This window comes from Halobacillus karajensis, assembly GCF_900108515.1.
Taxonomy (GTDB): domain Bacteria; phylum Bacillota; class Bacilli; order Bacillales; family Halobacillaceae; genus Halobacillus; species Halobacillus karajensis.
On sequence record NZ_FNWW01000001.1, the window covers coordinates 349,719 to 371,274 of the forward strand.

Genomic DNA, 21,556 nt, shown 5'->3' on the forward strand with positions numbered 1-21,556 from the left:
ACTTCCGATACCTTTTATTTCCTTTCATTTGTGTTAATTTTAGAATTTTTAGTATATTTTGTTAAATTGATTCTTAAGACATATGTAAAACAGGTCTAAGGGGGGTTACAATATTTGGGTCAATTGAATTATAATGACAAAAAAGTTAGTTAGAAAGATTAACTAACTAATCTGCTATAAGGAGGAATTTTTTGAAGAATCTTGTTTATGTATGGCTGGCGTTTCTGTTAATGATTTCAGGATTTGCTTCAACTCCCGCGATTAGTTTTGCCGAAGATGAACCCCCCTCTTCAGATTTAGAATTATGGGAAGCGGTGGCTCCTTTAACGACAACCGCAAGTTTTATGAATACCGGAGCACATCCTGATGATGAAAGAAGCCAATTTCTCGCTTACTTATCTCGTGGAAAAGGGATCGAAACCTCTTTCCTCTTATCTACAAGAGGCCAAGGCGGTCAGAATGAAATAGGAAGTGAGCTTGGTGATAGTCTTGGTATTATTCGAACCAACGAATTACAAGCATCCTCCGATGTCTTAGGCATAGACATCTTTTTCCTAAATCAGGCATTCGAGGACGACATCAAAGATTTCGGATTCTCCAAATCACCAGAGGAAACTCTTGATAAGTGGGGAGAGTCAGCAACATATGAACGCTTGATTTACCACATCCGAAAGTTTAAACCCGATGTTCTAATGCCTTCCTTCCGCAACGTAGACACGCAGCATGGTCACCACCGTGCCATGACACTACTTACTGAAAAAGCTTTTGACGATGCCGCAGACCCCTCTGTATTCCCTGAACAACTCCAAGATGGTCTAACAACTTGGCAGTCTAAAAAGCTTTACCTTCCTGCAGAAACCGAAGAAGAAACTACCCTATCCATCGAAATTGGACAATATGATGAACACTATGATATGACTTACCCTCAACTCGGGGAGAAGGCTCGTTACTTACATGAGTCTCAAGGAATGGGACGTGATCTCGGAGAAGGTTCTGTCTCAGTCGATCTTCAACTGGTTAGATCAACAGTAGGAGATATTCCAGAAAAAGAGGATCATTTGTATGAAGGAATCCCTTATGACTTTTCAGAGTATTCAAGCATACTTAAAAAAGAAGGAAATCAGTACAAGAAGAACCTGAATCAATTCCAACATCAGTTAGAAAAAGTTAAAGAAGCTTATCCCAATCATAATGACGTACGAAATCAGGCAGAAAAAGCTTATCAACACTTACAAACACTTCAATCAAAATTAGAAAAAGACCATAAACTTCCTGAACAATTACTTCATACACTTAAACACAAACTTAAAATCAAGGAAGAACAATTAACCCATACCCTTTTTACCGCTGGCCAACTTGATATAGAAGTAGAGGTAGAGGACCCTCATCTCACTTACAAGGACACTACAGACATAAGCGTTACCATCAAAAATAACGGTCTAAAGAAAGTGCAAGGATTGACTGCCGCTCTCTCCACTCCCGAGGATTGGGAAGTAAGGGGTCATCATAAAAAGACAACCTTACAGCCTGGCCAAACAAAAACTTATGACTATCAACTAAAAGCAAACTCTAGAAACTATTATGATGCTTATGACCCTAGCCGCATTACTGCAGAAGTAAGCTTTAAAACGAAAGGACATACCATTACTGACGAATACACACCCGAGGAAAGACTGGCCTTATTACCTGAAGTCTCTTTAAAAACAAATCCAGAGAACATAGTGATCAATACAAAAGATATGGAAGATACTCTTCCGTTAGAAGTGACGGTGGAAAAATTTGCAGAAGAAGAATTAACGACGGAAATTTCTTTGGATTTGCCTGAAAATTGGCAGTCAAAACCAGCTTCACAGTCGATTCATTTTGAAGCTGATGAAAAAGAAAAGACGATGACTTTTGATCTCCTCCCTCCAGAAGATGTGGACGAAGGAGAGTTTAAAGTAACACCTGAAGCTCAGGTGAACGATATCCAGCTTACTCATAATGTTCAAACCATTGATTACAACCATATTGGAACCAATTACTATCTTTCAAATGCCGATATGGAAGGCGTCGCTTTCCCGCTTCAATACCCAGAGGACCTTAAAGTAGGTTATGTAGAGAGTAGTTTTGATGAAGTCGCCGACCAGTTAATAAATGTTGGGATGGATATTACTAAACTAAGTGAACAAGACTTATCAACCGCGGATCTTTCTCAATATGATACCATCGTTACAGGGATCCGGGCCTATCTATCCAGAGAAGATCTCCTTTTACAAAATGAACGTTTACTTGAATATGTGAATAACGGGGGTCACCTAGTCGTTCAGTATAATAAGCCTTGGGATAATTGGGATGCAGAAACGACTGCTCCTTACCCTTTAGTCATTGGACAGCCATCCATTAAATGGCGAGTCACTCGCGAAGATGCGCCTGTGGAAGTACTAAAACCAGAGTCCCCATTATTTAATTTCCCTAATGTCATTCAACAGTCTGACTGGGATGGATGGGTACAAGAAAGAGGACTTTACTTCCCGATGGATTGGAGCAGTGAATTTGAAACATTCGTAAGTGTAGCAGATCCAGGAGAAGAGCCATTCGAAGGTGGCATTCTTAAGGCCGATTACGGAAAAGGAACCTATATCTATTCCAACCTTGTTTGGTACCGACAAATCCAAAACCAGGTTCCTGGTGGATACCGAATCTTTACAAACCTAATCAGTTATCCTTATCACAATGAATAAATGGCAGCATCTGAATCACCCGCCCCTATCATTCATAGGGGGCGGGCTATTTTTATTCCAATCTTTGATGAACATAGCTAATGAGAAGTGAGGTTCACAAACTCTTCCCTACATCCACACTATAGGAGAGAGTTGACGAAACAATGGAATATGATAGAATGAAACCTATCTTAAATTTGAATATTGTAAATTTTCTTATCAAGAGAGGTAGAGGGACTGACCCTATGAAACCTCGGCAACCGGCAGATTCATGTACGGTGCCAATTTCAGAGGAAGGCGAAAGCTATTCCGGAGATGAGAATCGATCGGCAACCTTCTAAAATTGTTGTATTCGACCCTTCTCTCTTCGTGAGTGAAGGGTTTTTTATATGGATGGGGAGAGGTCACAAATTCAATAGGAAGGTTTAGGAAATACATTCAGGAGAGGAGGATTCTTTACATGGGAATAGCTATGATGACTTGGGTGGGAACAATGATTTTTTCCTTCCTATTAGGTACTTTTCTCTGTTACAAAGTGGAAAAATCAGGTGTTAAACGGTGGGGAGCCACCGGAAAGCTTTTTAAGTACAAATAAGGGGCAGGAAGGAAGTTGTTTTAAATGATTTGGTATGTAGCTGTATTTATTTTTTATATTATTTTTCTCATATGGGCCAATATTAAAAGCCTTCAAACGGCAGAATCCATTGATGATTATACAACGGGTGGACATAGAATGGGATTACTCATGGGGATAGGGACAACGGCAGCCACATGGGTTAGTGTGGCATCCGTCATTGGAGTCCCTGGCTACCTGTACAGTTCAGGAGTAGCCGCTGTGATTGGCTGGGTAGCCGGATGGTGTTTTGGAGGAGCTTTAATCCCCATTGTGGCTTACAAAATTAGACGTCCAGAAAAACCAGCCAGGACTTTTCCGGAATTTATCCGTCTTCGGTTCGAACCTTTCCAGAAAAAGAGCACCTTGCAAGCGATTGTTGGTATCTTAATGTTTATTGGTTATTTGCTGTTAGTCAATATCCAGGTGACCGGCTTTGGGATTGTATTTTCCAGCATCACGGGTATGGATTATAAACTGGCCATCTTTGGCTTCTTATTATTTATTTTAATCACGAGTGTAGGTGGATTCTGGTCTGTGGCTGCTACCGATACATTAAACACTGTATTGATTACTGTCGGAGTACTGCTCGCGAGCGGTGTCGTTTGGTCATTAACAGGAGGACTCGGTAATATACTAGATACCCTTGCGACGACTACTGCGCCAACAAATGTCGGCGGTCCGGCTCTTGATGAGGGAGTGCTGCTCTCTCCACTCGGGACATTCGGATTGGGCACATTGTTTTCCATCTTTATCTCAAACTCACTCGGGACCCCCTCTTCTCCACATTGGGTTACGCGGATGCTGGCTCCTCAAAATGTGAAAGTGGCGATATTACAAGTCATGGGGACCATCGTTGTTCTCCTTTTCATCATGGGTCCTTTAATCATTATCGGGTTAGGCGCAAAAGTTCTTTTGCCTAGTATACCTGAAGGGAAAACAACGGATTACATTATTCCATTAATTATTCAGGACTATACACCACCAATTGTCGGGGGCATAACTCTGGTAGCTATTTGTGCAGCCGCCATATCTACTGCGAATTCCATGCTTCTGCACTGTGCCACTTCCCTCTATTATGACGTGTATTTAAATATATCGTCAAAAAGGATCAGTGACAGAAAGTTTAAGAATTGGCTGCGATTGAGTATATTTGCCATTGCTACCGTAGCGGTGGTATTAGCTATTAATCCTCCCTGGTTTTTAGCCATGGGATTTGTCTACGTGTATGGAGGGTTCGGGGCTGCCTTCTTCCTCGTTGTTTTCCTAGGTCTTTATTGGAAACGAATGAACAGGGCTGGAGCCTATGCAGGAATTATCATCGGCTCCGTCGTTTATGTGGTGGCGAAGGCTATGGGGTATGACACTCCATTTGTAATAGCTGTGGCCACATCACTCATAGGGGTATTACTTGCGGTTTACTTCACTAAAAGATCCCCTCTTGAAGCCTATGAGCCCTATTTTGAGGCAGAAGTCAGCCATTCTACCAAACAGGTGGCGGAAACAATTAGAAACAACTCTCATGAAGAAAAAGCGGATCGTTCTGAAGTAGGTTAAGCACGTGAACAAGACCAACTTCAAACCTTTCCTTTGGGACTCCGAAAAGTTTTAGGTTTTAATAGACTTAGCAGCTCATCTTTGAGCTGCTCAGCTTGTAGAGAAACCCCGTGTTTTCTACAAGCTTTTTTCTTGCCTCCAGGAGCATAGACCATTCCCTTTCCGCGGACGAACGCCCGAGCCTCCTCGTGAAACCCACACTGCGGGGTCTCGGATCGCCCGTTTTTCCGCAGGAGTGTCATGGTTTGTGCTCCTCCGCTCTAGCTTATAGCAAAAAAAGACTCTCCTCCATCTAACTTACCCTAGTTATATGGAGGGCAATCTTTTTCATGTTTTGAACAGGCGGCCGTCATTAGCGTCTGTTCCGTCACTTTCTCTTTTACGCGCAAGCGACAATAACGTAGTCCATGCAGTTCTTTTGAATCTGCGAAGCTACGCTCAACTTTCTCGACAGCCTGAGCAGCTCATCTTGAGCTGCTTCTTTCATACTAAAAATATAGATTTTTGAGTATTCCATGCCGCCAGTAAAGCAAAGTCTTCTCCTTTCCAGTTTTATCAGGAACTGTTTTGGCCCCTCTTTCGCTTCCATAAAAATATGGCTCACTGTAATATGTATTCCAGAACCCTATCAATCTTGGCATCATTCCCCTTTCTTCCTAAATTTCATAATAATACAATCGGAACTGCTTCTGCTAAGTGAATAATGAGGTAAAAACCCTTCATGTATAGTTCTGATAAGGATATTTTTAAAAGTCCAAGGCTTAAGAATTAATCTTAAGCCTTGGACTTTTAACTTCTTACATAAAGCTAAATAATACCACAGCCAATATTACACCAAGAAGTGGCACGACGACAGTTAATGCCCCAAATGCGGGGTAGGCATCTTTATGGGTTTCCCCAGCAATGGCTCGAATCGTCGTGACAACATAACCACCATGTGGCAAGGAGTCAAGCGCCCCCGAGGAAATAGCAGCAACCCTATGGAGTTGCTCAGGGTTCACACCTATATCTAAGTAGTGGGGGGAGAGCAGTGGCAATGCTATAGCCTGACCTCCTGAAGCCGAACCGGTCATACCTGCGATGACACAAATAGCAATAGCGCTGCCTATTAACGGACTTCCAGGTATATTCGTCATGGCTTCTACCGTTTGATTAAAAGCAGGCGTTGCCTTAGCCACACCTCCAAAACCGACCACTGCGGAAGTATTCGCTATAGCAATTAAGGCCCCCATCGTCCCCTCTGAAACCGCTTTCCAAATATCTTTAAAGTATTTAAAGCTGATGATAATAGTAGCCGTACATCCTCCTAGTAATGCTACGATCAGTGCTGATTTGCCTAATGAGTCATGGAAGATAAACGAAAAAGCCAATACGACAAACAAAGGGATGATACTCAAAAGGGGGTTGGGGAGTTTCTCTCTCCCAAGCTCAGGATCATCAGCCCGGACATCGAACGTTTCCCCCTTATTAACTGCCTTTTTGATCATCCTGGTTAACCACCAATAGCCTATAATTATCATAAATACTGCAACGACTAAACTAACTTCCCATGCCGCATAAGGGGAAGTACCTAAGAATTCGATAGGAATCCAGTTTTGAATTTCCGGTGAACCTGCGGAAGTCATAGTAAAAGTTGTTGAACCAAAAGCAAGTGCAGCTGGAATAAACCTTCTTGGCAGATCAGCTTCTTTAAATAAACTCAGTGCCATTGGATAAACTGAAAAGGCGACTACAAATAAACTAACTCCACCATAGGTTAAAACAGCACAAGCAGCAACTATAGCCAAAGCAGCTTGTTTTACACCAATTTTATCAATAATCCACTTCGACACACTGTCTGCTGCCCCGCTATCCTCCATGAGTTTTCCAAATATCGCTCCCAAGAGGAACATTAGATACCATGAAGCTACAAATCCAGCGAAACCATCCATATAATTCGTTAAAAAATTAGCTTCACCTTTTCCCGCCATCTGAGGGAAAATGGGCAAGCCGCTGAAGATAGCCACAATGAAAGCTGAAAATGGTGCCGCAATGAGTAAGTTCATTCCTTTCATTGTTAATGCAATGAGAAGTAGTAGTCCCCCAATGAGTCCGATCATACTTAACATATGTTGTCCTCCTCTTTTCAGGGTCTATTTAATACCCTTAGTTAAGCCCAGTAAAAAGCTTTTCTCTTATCGAGATTTGAAAAGGCTTACAATAAAAGAGGCAAGATTTCCATTGTTTATTTAATGATATCTATTTATCGGTTCTATCTTTCACAGAATTTCTTGTGACCAAGTGTCCATCTAATTCAACGATTTCAGGAGTCTTGCTCTTCCCATTTAAATCGTTCATTAGGATGCTGATTGTTTTTTCAACCATTTCATCTACGGGTTGCTTCCATGTAGTCAGGGAATAGGGAAACCATTTAGATGTTTGAACATCGTCGAAGCCTATGACAGATATATCCTCTGGGACAAGCTTATTAGCAGCTTTAATAGCGTCAATGGCCCCAAAAGCCGATATATCATTTCCACAGAATATACTGTCTAAATTTTTGTGATCTCTTATGAGATTCGCAGCTGCTTCATAGCCGCCTTCATAGGTATACTTCCCATCCTCAATGATTAATTTAGAGATCCCTCCTTCAGACAGTGCTTCCTGGTAGCCCCTTTGACGATCAATGGTTGTCGATGTGTTAAACGGTCCTGATATAAAGGCTGGATTGCGGTGACCTTTTTCTATAAGGTATTTACCGATCGCTTTACCCGCCTCATAGTTTTTACACGATACAGCACTACATTTGGAATTTGGTATATATCGATTAAATAAAACAATAGGAATATTATTTCGCACAAACCGTTCTACAGCAGATGATGTTAAAATCGCATCTGTTATGATTACAGCTTCTGCGTTATATTCGATTAACCTGCTGATTTCATCTTCCTCAATCTGGTGATTCATTGAATTGATAAAAATCACCTGGTAACCTATATCGGTTAATCTCGAATAAAACTTCTCCAATACTTCTGGGTAAAATGGGTTTTTAATATCACGCATAACAATACCAATGATATGGCTTTTATTTGTGATCAACCCCCGCGCAATCGCGTTTGGTTGGTACCCCAGTTTATTGGCCGCCTCAATAATTGCTTTTCTCTTCTCCTTTGTAACACTTGAACTGTTACTACTAAACACCCTGGATACACTCGACTGGGAGACTCCAGCCAGCCGAGCAACATCCGTGGCAGTCACTTTTTTGTTATCCATTACTTAAAACCTCCTGCCTTTCTAGACAGAAAATAATAGCAATCATCTAGCACCTTTTCAATCATAAATCGTGATCATTCTTATTTTTTATACCTTCTCACCCGAAGGGAAGCTTGTTCCTTGTGCCCCATAAAACCTTCAAGTTCACACAAGCGTTCAGCATATTCACCAATTTCAACGCTGGCTTCCGGGGTAGCTTTCTGATAGGTAACGGTTTTAATATATTTACCGACCCAAAGACCACCTGTGTACTTAGCCGCCTTTTGAGTTGGTAAGGTATGATTCGTCCCTATTACTTTATCCCCGTATGCAACATTGGTTTCAGGTCCTAAGAAGAGCGCACCGTAATTTGTCATGTTTTCAAGAAAGTAATCTGGATCTTTCGTTAAAATCTCGACATGTTCATAAGCAAGTTTGTCGGCTTCTACTACGGCTTCCTCAAGACTGTCCACTAATAAAATCGTGCCATAGTCTTCCCAGGAAATTCTCGCTATATCAGCTGTAGGAAGAACCTCTAGTTGACGATCAATCTCTTTCAATGTATCTTCTGCCATCTTTTCAGAAGTCGTAATTAGAGCTCCTGGGGAAGTTGGGCCATGTTCACCCTGACCGAGGAGATCCGTTGCGATCATTTCCCCATCTGCAGTCTCGTCAGCAATGACCAATGTTTCCGTAGGTCCTGCTAATAAATCAATTCCCACTTTCCCAAACAATTGGCGCTTTGCTTCGGCTACAAATGCGTTCCCAGGTCCGACAATCATATCAACAGAGTCCATGGTTTCCGTACCTACAGCCATAGCCGTCATCGCTTGAACTCCCCCTAAAATGTAAATCTCATCCGCACCTGCTAAATGCATCGCCGTAACGGTCGCTAATGGAATTTCACCATTGATAGGCGGTGTACAAGCAATGACCCTTTTAACCCCTGCTACTTTCGCTGTTAAAATACTCATATGGGAAGAAGCAACCATAGGATAACGGCCACCTGGAATGTAACAGCCTACACTATTTACAGGGATATTTTTATGGCCTAAGGTGACTCCTGGTATGGTTTCTACCTCAATATCCTTCATGGATTCCCTCTGTTTTTGGGCAAAAAATCTAATTTGTTTTTGAGCAAATTTAATGTCTTCCTTGACCGAGTCATCCACTGATTCTACAACATCTCTGATTTGTTCATCTGTTAAACGAAAGCTATCCGGTGACCACTTGTCGAATTGTACAGACAATTCACGTACAGCTTTATCACCATTTGCTTCAATATCTTTGATTATCCCGGCTACAGCCTCTTGTACCTTTTCACTTGTTTCTTGCAACTCTTGTTCACTTTTACCTTTTTTTATATATGTTGCCATTTCGATTCACTCCTATCTTTGAATACGTATGCAAATTAATTTAAAAATTAAATAGCTGTCCAACCACCGTCTACTTTAATCGTTTCTCCTGTAATAAATTTGCTTAGATTTGAAGAAAGATAGAGTACTGAACCAGCTACATCCTGAGGATCAGCTAGATTTCCTAAAGGGATCCTCCTATAGACGTCCTCTGCAAAGGCTTTATCCTTAAACATTTTTTCTGTCAGCTCTGTTTTTATAAATGTTGGAGCGACTGCATTCACATTCACCCCATGCTCGGCCCACTCAACTGCAAGTGCTTTCGTTAACTGAACTATTCCGCCTTTACTGGAACAGTAAGAAGCACGATTCCAATAGCCTACAAACGCCATCTGGGAAGCAATGTTAACAATCTTTCCACTTTCTTTTGGAATCATGTATTCTGCAGCTTTTTGGCTGCAGAAAAAAGAGGCTTTCAGATTTATATCAAGGACTTGATCCCAATCTTCCTCATTTATTTGTAGAGCTGGCTTTGTAATATTTATCCCCGCATTATTAACCAGCACATCCAGTGCACCCATTCGACTTACAGCTTGATCAATCATTCGCGTAATCTCATCAACATTCGTTAAATCTGCGGTAATATACGAACAATCCATATGAAGTTTTTTTAGTTCATTTGTCGCTTCAATCAGGGATGATTCATCTCTGCCGACAATGACCACCTTTGAACCATGCTCGGCAAAAGCTAGGGCTATGCTCTTTCCAATCCCCTTACTTCCACCAGTAACAATAACCGCCTTTTTCTTCAGGTCAGGAAAGTAATTCACTTGAAACCAGCTCTCCTTTCATGGTTACTCAATATCTAAATCCTGTTTCAGAAAATGTATAAGTTCCCTCTCTCTTTCCCCATTAATTTTTTCAGAAAAGGAAGGGTCCCATTGGTAGAATCCCTCTCCAGACTTAACACCCAGTTTTCCCTCTTCTACTAAACGACTGATGGTTGTAAGAGACGAACTTGCTTTGCTCAGATCATCAAACAAGTAGTTTGATATGGCAGTAAAGACATCAAGACCACCCATATCTGCTGTCATAAATGGGCCGGTTTTAGGTAATCTTCTTCCAATGCTATACGTTATAGCAGCATCTACATCTTCTTTTGAGGCTATCCCTTCTTCTAATAGATGTTGGGCCTCACGAAAGAGGGCATACTGAAGGCGATTCCCCACAAATCCTGGAACATCTTTATTTACCCTGATTGGCTTTTTACTCATTTGGGACATTAGTTTCATAGAATGGTCTATCGTATGTCCACTAGTTTGCTCACCCGGGACCACCTCGACTAGGGGAATGAGATGGGCCGGGTTCCAAAAGTGTGTAACAATGGCTCGCTCTGGATGAGACATGTCAGAAGCAATTTCCGTCGGACTAAGGCCTGATGTATTACTTGCAAGAACAACACTTGTATTACAAAGCTGATCGAGCTCTTTGAATAGATTCTTTTTAAGGTTGATATCTTCCGGAATGGCTTCAATCACGAAGGTTGCCTGCTCAACCGCATGCTCAATAGAAACCGTTGTGATTACTCGACTCTTTATTTTCTCCAATTCGTGACTATTGATCATATGATGCTTAATCAGCACATCTGCTTTATCCATCATATCGTTCCAGCCCTGATTTAAGACATCCTCATTAAGCCCATACAGTTTTACGTCATAGCCTGCCCAAGCGGCATTTAGTGCAATAGAATGCCCCATTGTTCCACAACCGATCACTGCAATTTCTCCCATTTCCACCCTCCTTGAATACGTATGCAAAAACTATGGTAAACGATGGGTTATTTTTTGTAAACGCTTTATTTCATAATTTTTTAAAATTTAAGTAAATAGAAACATACTTTTAGATATAAATGGTGTTTTTCTACTTCCCTTTCCTTTAAATGGTATGTTCCCCCAACTTACTAGTTGTTAAGATCGAATCTTCCATTTAAAATTGTCGATTAGCATATTGCTTCTTTGGCGACAATGTGAAAAGATATAAGTGTTTAATTATGCAACGATTGAGGTGGGGATAAATTGATTAAAGCACTTCTTATTGCACCCTACCAGGGGCTTGCGGAAATAGCTAAAAATTATAAAGATACTGATAATAATTTCAAAGTTGATGTGAGGTTAGGGAATTTAGAAGATGGTGTGGGCATCGCGAAACAAGCGGAGGTGGATGGTTATGACATTATCATTAGCCGAGGTGGTACAGCGAGCTTAATCCAAGGAAAAATCAACATTCCTGTGGTAGATATTAAAGTTAGTGGCTATGATATCTTACGAATTTTAACCTTGCTGAAAGGTACGAACGGAAAAGCGGCATTGGTCGGTTTCTCTAATATATCAAGAGGTGCTTCCACGATATGCAGTATTTTAGACATGGATCTAAGGACCATTACGATAACAAATAGCGATGAAGTAACTAAAAAATTGGAACAACTGAAAACGGAAGGTTTTTCAGTTGTCATCGGAGACGTAGTTACTGTTCATGAAGCAGAAAAGATCGGATTACAAGGGATTTTAATCACTTCTGGAAAAGAGGCTGTGCTGGAAGCTTTTGATGAAGCGAAACGATTATATCGCTTACTTCAAAAAATGCAGTCACAAGCAAAGATCTTTTCTGATGCTCTTGAAAGGTTTCCACGTCCATTGATCACGGTCCAGGAAGATGGTGGTCTTGTCTTTAAAAATAAAAAGTTTAGAGAAATGCTGGATCATTCGTTCGTCGAGCATGTAGAGGTAATGGCGCTTATAGAGGAAGTTGCTAGAGGAAAAGAGAAAGTTTGGAAGCCGATCGAATATCAAACTAAACGTTATTTTCTAGTCGCTTATCCTCTAAAAAGTGAGAAGGATTATGTAAATATTTTGATATACAATGATTTTACTCAAAAGGAAGAGGGCGTGAAGTTCTACCCAAACTTATCTCATAAGAGTATTCCTGGACAAAGCACGACAGCTGTTTCATTAAGAAACAATATAAAGCGTTATGCCAGTATGAATTCTCCCCTTTGGATCGAGGGAGAGCCGGGGACAGGTAAAATGACATATGCCGGAAACCTTCACTTCGAGAGGTTTAAGCATCGAGCTCCTCTCGTATCTGTAAATCTTATGAAGGTTTCAATGGACCAACTACAGGATTTATTTTTCTCAAATATTGAGCGTTTGCCTGAAGAGGGAACCGTAGTATTCCATAACATCCATAAAATAAATGAATATGAGCAGGAGCGCGCGGAAGCGTTCGTTCAGGATGTTTCTGAAAGGTATCAGACCATCCTCCTCTCTCCCGATAATGTGGAAAGTCTGGTTAAAGAGGGACAATTAAGTCACTCTTTGTATTATAACGTGCCAGGGGCTCGCATCCACCTCCCCCCTTTAAGAAGAAGAAAAGAAGACATCAAAAGTCTTGTTCAAGTTTTCATCGCTCAAAATCATATCGACTACGGATCTGAAACAGTAGGAATACGTGAAGAAGCCGTGCAAGAGCTAATGACTCATGATTGGCCTGGGAACATTGATCAATTAAAGACAACGATTGAAAAATTAATGGCGATGACGAACAACTCTTTTATTGAACGTAAAGATGTCGAAACAATCATCTATAGGGACCCTCTGGAACAAAAGGACCTTAACCACTCTATTCCTGTCCAAGGAACATTGAAAGATATGGAAAAGCGAATAATCATGCAAGTGATGCAAGAAGAGAATAACAATCAATCTAAAGTCTCGAAGCGGTTAGGAATAAACCGCACTACATTATGGCGCAAACTTAACTCATAAGTTTGCGCTTTCTTTTTGTTTAAAAAAGCAACAGTACATATAAAAAATAGTTTATATCGTTTAAAAAAAGAACAAAATCGTTGCAAAAGTAAATTGTAAGCGTTATTATATTCAGTGTAATCGCTTTATATTTTAATATATGTTTAATTTTGAAACACAAAATGGTATGGTAGGAGGAGTAAAAATGAAAATTAAGGCAACTTTGGAGAGAATTCCTGGGGGAATGATGGTTGTCCCACTTATTTTAGCAGCTATTTTAAACACAGTAGCGCCGGACTTACTAAGAATCGGAAATTTCACTCAAGCCTTGTTTGTTGATGGGGCCGGGACACTAATTGCTTTGTTTTTACTTTGTACAGGTGCGCAAATCAACGTAAAGACAGTCGGTGTCAGTCTCGGAAAAGGTGCGACTCTTTTAACAGTCAAATGGGTTGTAGGGGCTGTTTTCGGTATGCTTGCCTACGCGTTCGCTGGGGAAAATGGATTATGGTTAGGACTTGCGCCGATTGCCATTATTGCAGCCATGACAAACAGTAATGGAGGTTTATATATAGCGGTTGTAGGTCAATACGGAAACAAGACAGACCGAGCAGCCTATTCTTTACTTGCTCTAAATGATGGTCCTTTCTTTACGATGGTAGCTCTTGCAATTTTTGGTGCCATGGGCTTTGTGGACGGTTTGTTTTCTTTGACATCATTCATCGCTGTATTATTACCGATCGCTGTTGGGATGGTGCTTGGGAACCTTGATGAAGAGATGCGTAAGTTTTTGGATCAGGGCAGCTCCATGTTAATTCCTTTCTTCGCGTTCGCGCTTGGAATGGGAATCGACTTCGCTAAAATCATTGAAGGTGGTATTCCTGGGATTGTTCTTGGTGTTGCGACAACCTTGATAACAGGTACGGCAGGATACTTTGCTTTTAAAGCCTTCAAATGGAATCCGATTGCTGGCGCAGCTGAAGGATCAACAGCAGGAAACGCAGTAGCTACCCCTGCAGCAATTGCCTCAGCAAATGCAGGTTTTGCTAATTTGGTGGATGTAGCAACAGTCCAAGTAGCAGCGTCTACGGTTACGACTGCGATTCTTCTGCCTATATATATTGGATTTTTAGTTAAACGCCTGGAAAGGAAAGGGGTTACTCTTCCGGACGATTACCAAACAGAATCCGAAAAGCATGCCACAGCCTAGATAGTTTTTTTAGAAATGGGGATTTGTCATGAACTTTCGTTTTGGAATGATTGCAGATGATTTAACAGGTGCCAATGATAGTGGGATTCAACTCAAAGAGAAGGGACTTCCAACTTCTGTTTACTTTGAGATTCCTGAAGAGCCCAATGAATTAGATGAGGCTATTGTAATCGATACAGACTCACGGGCATTAGAAAAAGAAGAAGCCTATGAGCAGACTAAAGCCGCAGCTGAATTTTTGGCTGAAAAAGGATACCAACAGATCTATAAAAAAATGGATTCGACGCTCAGAGGTTATATTGGATACGAATTGCAAGCTATAAGTGAAGTGTTTAAACCTGCCTTCACCGTTGTAGCTCCAGCTTTCCCCGCTTACGGCAGAACAACACGGGATGGAATTCATTACATGAAAGGGATACCTGTCAGTAAAACAGAATTGGCCCATGACCCTAAACACCCTGTTACAGAATCCTATATTCCTAGTATCCTGGAAAAAGAAACAGGTCAAAAAACAGCTGTTATTGATGAAACACTCTTAAATAAAAAAGACGACGAATGGTTAAATACAATAAATAGATTTATAGATAAAGGTGTTAAATACCTGGTGTGTGATGCATCAAAAGAAGAAGATTTAATAAAATTAGCTACTAGAATCCACCGCTCCGGCCACAAGGTTATTTGGAGCGGATCCGCTGGTTTAGCGGAAACACTGCCTGCTGTATTAGATATAGAAAGCAGAAGAAAAATAGAGGACAGAAAACAAACCAATGGCCCTGTCTTAGGTGTTTGTGGCAGTTTATCTCAGACGACTCAGGAGCAAGTAAACTATGCTATCCGACAAAAGGATATCCAGTCCGTAGAAATCGATACCGAGAGAATTTTCTATAATGACTGGGGAAATCAAGCAGATTTTTATATCAAGGAAGCTTTGGAGCACTTAACTAATGGAGAAGACGTTATTTTCTATGTACCTTCCCATAAGGACATTCGCAGAAGCGTACAAAAGCGAGCGGCAGAGATCGGCCTTAATTCCTTTCAAATAGGAAAAAAGATATCGGAAGCCTTGAGCCGTATGACGGAAAAAGTGGTAAGTCATACATCTGTTGCCGCTCTGGTTTTGACAGGAGGCGACACCGCTAAAGATGTAGCCAAAGCTTTAGGGGCGACGGGAATAAGGCTGAGTCATCAGCTTGATGCAGGGATCCCTGTAGGCGAATTGATTGGAGACTCACCATCTGTCCCAGTCGTCACAAAGGCTGGGGCGTTTGGCACTGAGGCTTCCATTTACCATGCAATGAAGAAGATGAAAGGAGCAGTTACAAATGAGCAATAAACCGATCATTGGCATAACGATGGGGGACGCTGCTGGTGTAGGCCCTGAAATCATTATTAAGAGTTTGGAGAATAAGGAATTGAGAGAACAATCCATTCCGGTAGTTATCGGGGATTTGAAAATCCTTAAACGGGCAGCTGAACTATTACATTCTTCTATTACGTTTAAAAAAGTAGACAGGAATGTTGAATTCTCTGAAATGGAAGATGAGAACATGGTCTATTGTGTGGACCTTGACCTCTTACCTGCGGACTTGGCATATGGACAAGTTTCCAGTGAGGCAGGACATGGGGCTTTTGAATTTTTGCGTACGGCCATTGAATTGGCGAATGAGAAGAAGATTAGTGCCATTTGTACAGCTCCTCTAAATAAAGAAGCTTTGCATAAAGGCGGACACCTGTATCCAGGACATACAGAAATTCTGGCTGAACTCACAAATACGAACAACTTCTCTATGATGTTATCTTCACCGAAGCTGAAAGTCATTCACGTAACCACGCATATAGGATTGAAAGATGCTATTGATCGCATTGAACCAGAGCGAGTGTATGATGTCATAAAAATGGCTCATGAAACTCTCCATAAGTCAGGTATTGCAGTACCTAAAATAGCGGTATGCGGAATCAACCCGCACGCAGGCGAAAACGGACTCTTCGGATATGGAGAGGAGGAACAAAAAGTAATCCCAGGCGTAGAACTCGCTCAAAAGGAAGGGATAGAGGTTCAGGGTCCATTGCCTGCAGATACTTTATTTTTCCGTGCGGTACGCGGAGACTTCGATATTGTCGTAGCCATGTATCATGACCAGGGCCACGGCCCTATTAAAGTGCTCGGCCTAGATGCTGGAGTCAATATAACAGTAGGACTGCCTATAATAAGAACAAGCGTTGATCACGGTACAGCTTTTGATATTGCCGGAAAGGGCATCGCTGATGAAAAGAGTATGTTAGAGGCGATGAGGCAAGCTATTGAGCTTGCTCCTAAATAACAATAACGTTTCCATTTGAAAGCACCTCCTCCCTGATGGATGGAGGTGCTTTTTAACCGTTATTAATTATATGAGAAGTCTCCTGATTGGTAATTTTCCAGACCATGGGGCAATACTCTCACGCTTCTTCTTTCTTATCAGAGGGAAGAGAAAAAGTTGATTCCTGAGTATATAATTCCATGCCTTCCGAACCCTTCAAATATAGTTTTAGCCTCTCGTAATCCAACGTCAGTTCTTCTCTGTAAAAATGAATATTTTCTATGATTTTTACCACTTCTAAAAGCAAATCAGCATTTGCTTTCATCTCCGTTCTCAAACCCGCAATACTGTGAAATAGGAGCAAATCGACCTTATTCTTCGGCTTTTCTAGTATTTTACTGATCTGGAGCAATTCAGGACGTTGAAATGGAGATCCTAAATATCCTAAATCACTGAACCTTTTGATGACCTTTAGGTTATTTGATGAACAATAATGAAACAATACTTTGTCCTGGTGAACAATTCTCTGGACTGGAGACCATGAGTTCCCAAAATCAATAGATTTCCTGTAATATAAAAATACATTTTCCATCCTTTGGCCACATCCTGTTTCAGATAATAACTTTCACAAAGTGAAAGTCACACAAACACAAAAAAAGCATAGGCATCCAATACGCTGGATTCATATGCTAGTATGGCCCTATTAGCTTCTATTGTATTCGTTACAAACAGGATTCATGGGGTTATGTTCACATCTGAGAATGTCTATCCTCGTAGAACCTAGTTATTCATCTACCAATAGATCCATAACAATCAGCTGACTCTCCTCACCCTTTTTTTCAAATGGTTTATACCAATTCCGAAAGAAACCTATGTAACTAAGAACCTCGGTGCTCTCATAAAAAAAGGGAGGCAGTCCCCCTCTTCTTATCCAAAAGTTGAACCAGTAAACGAACGACGGTTATAGAATATCCCAAATATGTAGAGTTTTCTTCATCACACTGAACATAAAAAAGGAGGAAGAAACACCTCATGTTCTTCCTCCTTTTATTCACCTCAAACGATGTACGACCGTAGCCGCTTCCGCTCGGCTTGCTGTTCCTTTTGGTGCAAACTTATTCCCTGGTATACCAATCATGAGCTCAAGCTCATAAGCGGCCGCAACCTCATCCACAAATCCTATTCGGATTTGATTTTGATCTTCATAGGGAAGGTCACCGGTTGGAACATAATCTTCGCCAGCTTGGTATTCATACGCTCGGACAACCATAGCCGCCATTTGTTCGCGGTTGATTAAAGCTTCAGGATCAAACCGATCAGAGGACACACCCTTGACGATCCCATGTTCAAAGGCCGCGGTCACTTCTTCTTGATACCTCTCAGGGACATCTTTAAACGGACTCTCCCCTTCAGCCGTCAAACCTAGTTCTCTTGTAAGCAGCATCGCAAATTGAACACGAGTCAATTTGTCCTCGGGTCCGAAGTTTCCATTCGGATACCCTTTGATCACTCCATCTGTCGCTAATGCCTTTATTTCATCTTCCGCCCAATACCCTTCAGGAACATCAGGGAAGGATACCGTTTCGTCTGTTTCAGACAATTCCACGGCATATTGAGCAAAACCATTGGATTGCGTTTCAAGATAGGTGACCTTTTCCTCTTCCTCCGCGTAACCCTGGCCTTCCGGAGAGGATTCAAACGTTAAAGTCACATCCCCTTCGATCGGCGCAAAAGACCAGTTTCCATCCGCTTGTGGATTAATTGTTCCATTTTCACGAATATAATTGACGAGGACTTGGCGATTCTCATCGGGGGATTCAATCACGACATTGTCACCATCCGGATTCGCAAATTTGGAGGAAGCTCGGTAATTGTTTGTCGCTACTAAAAATTCTTGCTCAAGATCGATAGGTTCGCCATTGAATTCTACATTCATGATACGATGGCTGTCATGGATTTTTTCACCATCGTTGTTGTAACGCGCTGGTTCTGTCACATCGATTTGATAAGTAAGCCCATCCATGACATCGAAGTTGTAGCTTGGGAACCCTGGTTCTGTACTTGTATTTTCTTTCACTAGTTGCTGGGCTTCTTCTGCAGCTGGATCAATCTGATTAAATTGACCGGCACTCCACTCTAGCCACTCGATCACTTGTGCTCCGTTAATTTTGGTTGCTCGAACAGTGTTGGGATACTTATAGAGAGAAGTCGTATCTTTAATCGCTAAACCACCTGCTGGAATATCGGTATAATCACCGATTCCATCCCGCCCGGCTTTGAACGGAGCTGCAGCGGAAAGCACCGGCAATCCTTCCAATTCTGTCCCTTGAATATACGTTTCAATATAACTCTTCTGCGCATCATTGACGATTTGAACTGTTGGATCATCCAAGACCTGTGAAAAGTAGCTGTATAATGGTGTTTCCGTCTCTCCAACAGGAGTCGCTACATAATCTTTCGTCTCTTCATGGTCATGTTTAACGGCATCGACAATCTCTTGATTTGGATCCACCAGTGCCTCTCCAGTTTCAGAATCATAGATTGGGCGTGCTTCTGACTGTCCTTGAACAACATCCCATTCCCCATCAGTCTTCTCCAACTGTAAATCGACGATTCCTAAATCAGATCCCCAAAAACCGGCCTGAGTTGTCGGAACTCCGTTGATCGTACCTCTGCTCAAATCGATGTGATGCTTGCCATCGAGGGAAGCATAGTCCTCACTAGGGAATGTTTGGTGGGAGTGGCCGAAAAGCAAAGCATCAAAGCCATCGACCGTAGACAACTGATACGTTTGGTTTTCTGCTCCTTTTACATATTCTTCTGCCGAACCAAGACCGGAGTGAGCAATCCCGACAACCACGTCCGCCCCAGCTTCTTTCATTTCGGGGATGAATTTCTCTGCTGTTTCTTTCAAATCATGGGTCGTCACACGGCCTTCCAAATGATCTTTATCCCAGGTCATAATTTGTGGAGGAACAAAACCAATGACGCCCACTTTGATCGTGTGGGTTTCACCATCCTGGTCGACCACCTCGCGATCAAGGATCACATACGGATCAAAATAATTTTCATCACTGCCATCCGCTTGATATACATTCGCATTCACATAGGGAAAGTCCGAACCCGCCATCGCCTTTTTAAGAAAATCCAGCCCATAGTTGAACTCATGATTTCCATAGTTCCCGGCATCGTAGTCTAATAGATTCATGGCTTTATAGACAGGATGGATATTCCCTTCCTCATGAAGGACATTTCGATCGACGACATAATCCGCCATCGGGTTTCCTTGAATCAAGTCTCCATTATCAAACAACAGAGAGTTAGAAACTTCATCCCTCGCTTTGTTAATCAATGTCGCTGTATTGACAAGACCAACCGTATCATCTTGTTGACCGTAAAAATAATCATAGTTCATGACATGGCTGTGCAAATCTGTCGTTTCCATCAATCGTAAATCAACAACATCCTCATCTGTTTCCGCCGTTACCGCTGACGGAAATACCACTGAAGCAGCCAATCCAAGACCGAGTGCCGATCGGAGCCACCATTGCTTTTGGTTCTTTTTCACTATCACATCTTCCCTTCTTAAATGGATTTTTTATGTAAAATCTTGATGTTTCTTCTATTATTTTATCACCTTATGAAAAGAATTGTATGCCTTTAAAGAAGATCCTGAAACTCCAACTAAACCAAGTGTCCTTTACTGTAAGAGAGGAAAAAGTCTTAGAGAAGCTACCGACTTCACCTCTCTCTACATACAACAAAGTAGAAGAATTAAATGGGCACCTTCAATTACAACAAGCCGTCCACCCAATAGAGTATCAGCTGCTTTAAGAAGTTATTTATAAACCATTACGGGTAACGTTTAGGCAATAAAAAAATCCTGCCTCGAAATAAAATTTCGAAACAGGCATAAATTCATAGCGTATTCTTATTCTAACTAACAACTTTATCAATTGACTTTTCTTCCAAAACTTCATTCATGCTTCCCGTTCTGTAACCTTCAAGGTCTATGGATACGTATTTAAATCCAATAGATTGGAGCTCTGCTTGAATCTGCCCTCGATAAATCAATAGTTCTTCTATTTTTTCAGGCATCACTTCTATTCGCGCTATACTCCCGTGATGACGAATACGCACTGGGTCGAAACCAAGTTGTGCAACAAACCTTTCAGCTTGGTCGACCTGCTTAATTTTTTCCTTATCTAATCTAGTTCCATAGGGAATACGAGAAGCTAGACTACACGAAGCAGGTTTATCCCAAACTGGCAATTCAAGGTGCTTAGATAATTCACGAACTTCATCCTTATACATGTTTGATTCCTCAAGTACACTTCGAATCCCTAATTCATTTCTTGCCTTTAAACCTGGACGAAAGTCTTTTAAATCATCCATGATCATTCCATCCAGGACATAATCATAACCCCATTCATCAGCTAGTTGATTTAAATGCTTGTAGAGCATTTTTTTGCTGTAATACCAACTATCAGGGTTATTTGAGGCAATTTCCTCAACGTCGAGTTCATTTATTTCGGTCTTGTGAACATGCGCCCCCATATCAATTGCCAAATGAATAGCACCTTCAAATTCTTCTTTTCGGAATAGTTCAGAAGCTACAACTACGGCAAGTACATTGGAAGATCCTAGCTCCTGTTGCGCGCGTTTTAACACTAAAGAACTGTCTACTCCACCGGAGAAAGCTACAAGAACCCTATTCATCCCGGAGAGAATGTCACTTAAATAACGGTTCTTATCACTTAGGGTCTCATTCATAGTATCCTTACCACC

The 21,556-nt window shown here is 41.4% G+C and carries 16 protein-coding genes, 1 pseudogene and 1 riboswitch; of the genes and pseudogenes, 7 read left to right on the plus strand and 10 right to left on the minus strand.

All coding sequences use genetic code 11. From position 1 onward, the window contains the following. The first annotated feature begins 191 nt into the window (after positions 1 to 191). Both BLW54_RS01675 and BLW54_RS01680 read left to right on the plus strand, forming a co-directional pair. A complete protein-coding gene (locus tag BLW54_RS01675) occupies positions 192 to 2,723 on the plus strand; it encodes a PIG-L family deacetylase (RefSeq protein ID WP_074733079.1) in 2,532 nt (843 codons plus the stop codon). 192 nt (positions 2,724 to 2,915) lie between these two features. Further along, a riboswitch (SAM riboswitch) is annotated at positions 2,916 to 3,024 on the plus strand. 297 nt (positions 3,025 to 3,321) lie between these two features. After that, complete coding sequence (locus tag BLW54_RS01680) at positions 3,322 to 4,872, plus strand: sodium:solute symporter family protein (RefSeq protein ID WP_074733080.1); 1,551 nt, start codon at positions 3,322 to 3,324, stop codon at positions 4,870 to 4,872. 292 nt (positions 4,873 to 5,164) lie between these two features. Here BLW54_RS01680 and BLW54_RS01690 read toward each other — a convergent pair. From BLW54_RS01690 to BLW54_RS01715, 7 genes and pseudogenes are all read right to left on the minus strand, one after another. Next, positions 5,165 to 5,321: pseudogene (locus BLW54_RS01690) on the minus strand (transposase); the annotation flags it as partial. Beyond that, positions 5,252 to 5,461: a hypothetical protein gene (locus BLW54_RS20340; protein WP_139254059.1), complete on the minus strand. Its 210-nt coding sequence runs from the start codon at positions 5,459 to 5,461 to the stop codon at positions 5,252 to 5,254. The pseudogene BLW54_RS01690 and the gene BLW54_RS20340, both read right to left, overlap by 70 nt. A gap of 208 nt (positions 5,462 to 5,669) precedes the next feature. After that, positions 5,670 to 6,980: a GntP family permease gene (locus BLW54_RS01695; RefSeq protein WP_074733082.1), complete on the minus strand. Its 1,311-nt coding sequence runs from the start codon at positions 6,978 to 6,980 to the stop codon at positions 5,670 to 5,672. Between the two features lie 130 nt (positions 6,981 to 7,110). Continuing rightward, a complete protein-coding gene (locus BLW54_RS01700; protein WP_035506418.1) occupies positions 7,111 to 8,124 on the minus strand; it encodes a LacI family DNA-binding transcriptional regulator in 1,014 nt (337 codons plus the stop codon). Between the two features lie 80 nt (positions 8,125 to 8,204). Next, positions 8,205 to 9,479, minus strand: coding sequence for a histidinol dehydrogenase (gene hisD / locus BLW54_RS01705; RefSeq protein WP_074733083.1), 1,275 nt, complete (start codon positions 9,477 to 9,479; stop codon positions 8,205 to 8,207). 47 nt (positions 9,480 to 9,526) lie between these two features. Further along, complete coding sequence (locus tag BLW54_RS01710) at positions 9,527 to 10,288, minus strand: SDR family NAD(P)-dependent oxidoreductase (RefSeq protein ID WP_074733084.1); 762 nt, start codon at positions 10,286 to 10,288, stop codon at positions 9,527 to 9,529. A 24-nt stretch (positions 10,289 to 10,312) separates the two neighbouring features. Next, on the minus strand, positions 10,313 to 11,248 hold the full coding sequence (locus BLW54_RS01715; RefSeq protein ID WP_035506423.1) for a 3-hydroxyacyl-CoA dehydrogenase family protein: 936 nt from the start codon (positions 11,246 to 11,248) through the stop codon (positions 10,313 to 10,315). 285 nt (positions 11,249 to 11,533) lie between these two features. On the opposite strand from BLW54_RS01715, the gene BLW54_RS01720 reads away from it, so the two are divergent. The 4 genes from BLW54_RS01720 (at position 11,534) to pdxA (ending at position 16,789) form a co-directional block, all read left to right on the plus strand. Next, positions 11,534 to 13,279, plus strand: coding sequence for a sigma-54-dependent Fis family transcriptional regulator (locus BLW54_RS01720; RefSeq protein ID WP_035518865.1), 1,746 nt, complete (start codon positions 11,534 to 11,536; stop codon positions 13,277 to 13,279). A 184-nt stretch (positions 13,280 to 13,463) separates the two neighbouring features. Then, on the plus strand, positions 13,464 to 14,468 hold the full coding sequence (locus BLW54_RS01725) for a 2-keto-3-deoxygluconate permease (protein ID WP_035518863.1): 1,005 nt from the start codon (positions 13,464 to 13,466) through the stop codon (positions 14,466 to 14,468). A gap of 28 nt (positions 14,469 to 14,496) precedes the next feature. Next, complete coding sequence (locus BLW54_RS01730; protein ID WP_074733085.1) at positions 14,497 to 15,801, plus strand: four-carbon acid sugar kinase family protein; 1,305 nt, start codon at positions 14,497 to 14,499, stop codon at positions 15,799 to 15,801. Further along, a complete protein-coding gene (gene pdxA, locus BLW54_RS01735) occupies positions 15,791 to 16,789 on the plus strand; it encodes a 4-hydroxythreonine-4-phosphate dehydrogenase PdxA (RefSeq protein WP_074733086.1) in 999 nt (332 codons plus the stop codon). The genes BLW54_RS01730 and pdxA overlap by 11 nt, the downstream gene beginning before the upstream one ends. Positions 16,790 to 16,907: 118 nt before the next feature. Here pdxA and BLW54_RS01740 read toward each other — a convergent pair whose 3' ends face one another. Next, on the minus strand, positions 16,908 to 17,360 hold the full coding sequence (locus BLW54_RS01740; RefSeq protein WP_074733087.1) for a recombinase family protein: 453 nt from the start codon (positions 17,358 to 17,360) through the stop codon (positions 16,908 to 16,910). Between the two features lie 459 nt (positions 17,361 to 17,819). Further along, complete coding sequence (locus tag BLW54_RS01745; protein ID WP_074733088.1) at positions 17,820 to 20,336, minus strand: bifunctional 2',3'-cyclic-nucleotide 2'-phosphodiesterase/3'-nucleotidase; 2,517 nt, start codon at positions 20,334 to 20,336, stop codon at positions 17,820 to 17,822. An 86-nt stretch (positions 20,337 to 20,422) separates the two neighbouring features. On the opposite strand from BLW54_RS01745, the gene BLW54_RS20345 reads away from it, so the two are divergent. Further along, positions 20,423 to 20,602, plus strand: coding sequence for a hypothetical protein (locus tag BLW54_RS20345; RefSeq protein ID WP_139254061.1), 180 nt, complete (start codon positions 20,423 to 20,425; stop codon positions 20,600 to 20,602). A 102-nt stretch (positions 20,603 to 20,704) separates the two neighbouring features. On the opposite strand, the gene larE is transcribed toward BLW54_RS20345, so the two are convergent. Further along, on the minus strand, positions 20,705 to 21,541 hold the full coding sequence (gene larE / locus BLW54_RS01750) for an ATP-dependent sacrificial sulfur transferase LarE (RefSeq protein ID WP_074733089.1): 837 nt from the start codon (positions 21,539 to 21,541) through the stop codon (positions 20,705 to 20,707). Positions 21,542 to 21,556: the final 15 nt, after the last annotated feature.

Coding starts and splice junctions, on each gene's coding strand:
- larE (WP_074733089.1), bottom strand. CDS start 21,541: ATGAATGAGACCCTAAGTGATAAGAACCGTTATTTAAGTGACATTCTC.
- BLW54_RS20340 (WP_139254059.1), bottom strand. CDS start 5,461: ATGGAAGCGAAAGAGGGGCCAAAACAGTTCCTGATAAAACTGGAAAGG.
- pdxA (WP_074733086.1), top strand. CDS start 15,791: ATGAGCAATAAACCGATCATTGGCATAACGATGGGGGACGCTGCTGGT.
- BLW54_RS01700 (WP_035506418.1), bottom strand. CDS start 8,124: ATGGATAACAAAAAAGTGACTGCCACGGATGTTGCTCGGCTGGCTGGA.
- BLW54_RS01680 (WP_074733080.1), top strand. CDS start 3,322: ATGATTTGGTATGTAGCTGTATTTATTTTTTATATTATTTTTCTCATA.
- BLW54_RS01725 (WP_035518863.1), top strand. CDS start 13,464: ATGAAAATTAAGGCAACTTTGGAGAGAATTCCTGGGGGAATGATGGTT.
- hisD (WP_074733083.1), bottom strand. CDS start 9,479: ATGGCAACATATATAAAAAAAGGTAAAAGTGAACAAGAGTTGCAAGAA.
- BLW54_RS01715 (WP_035506423.1), bottom strand. CDS start 11,248: ATGGGAGAAATTGCAGTGATCGGTTGTGGAACAATGGGGCATTCTATT.
- BLW54_RS01730 (WP_074733085.1), top strand. CDS start 14,497: ATGAACTTTCGTTTTGGAATGATTGCAGATGATTTAACAGGTGCCAAT.
- BLW54_RS20345 (WP_139254061.1), top strand. CDS start 20,423: ATGCCTTTAAAGAAGATCCTGAAACTCCAACTAAACCAAGTGTCCTTT.
- BLW54_RS01695 (WP_074733082.1), bottom strand. CDS start 6,980: ATGTTAAGTATGATCGGACTCATTGGGGGACTACTACTTCTCATTGCA.
- BLW54_RS01740 (WP_074733087.1), bottom strand. CDS start 17,360: ATGGAAAATGTATTTTTATATTACAGGAAATCTATTGATTTTGGGAAC.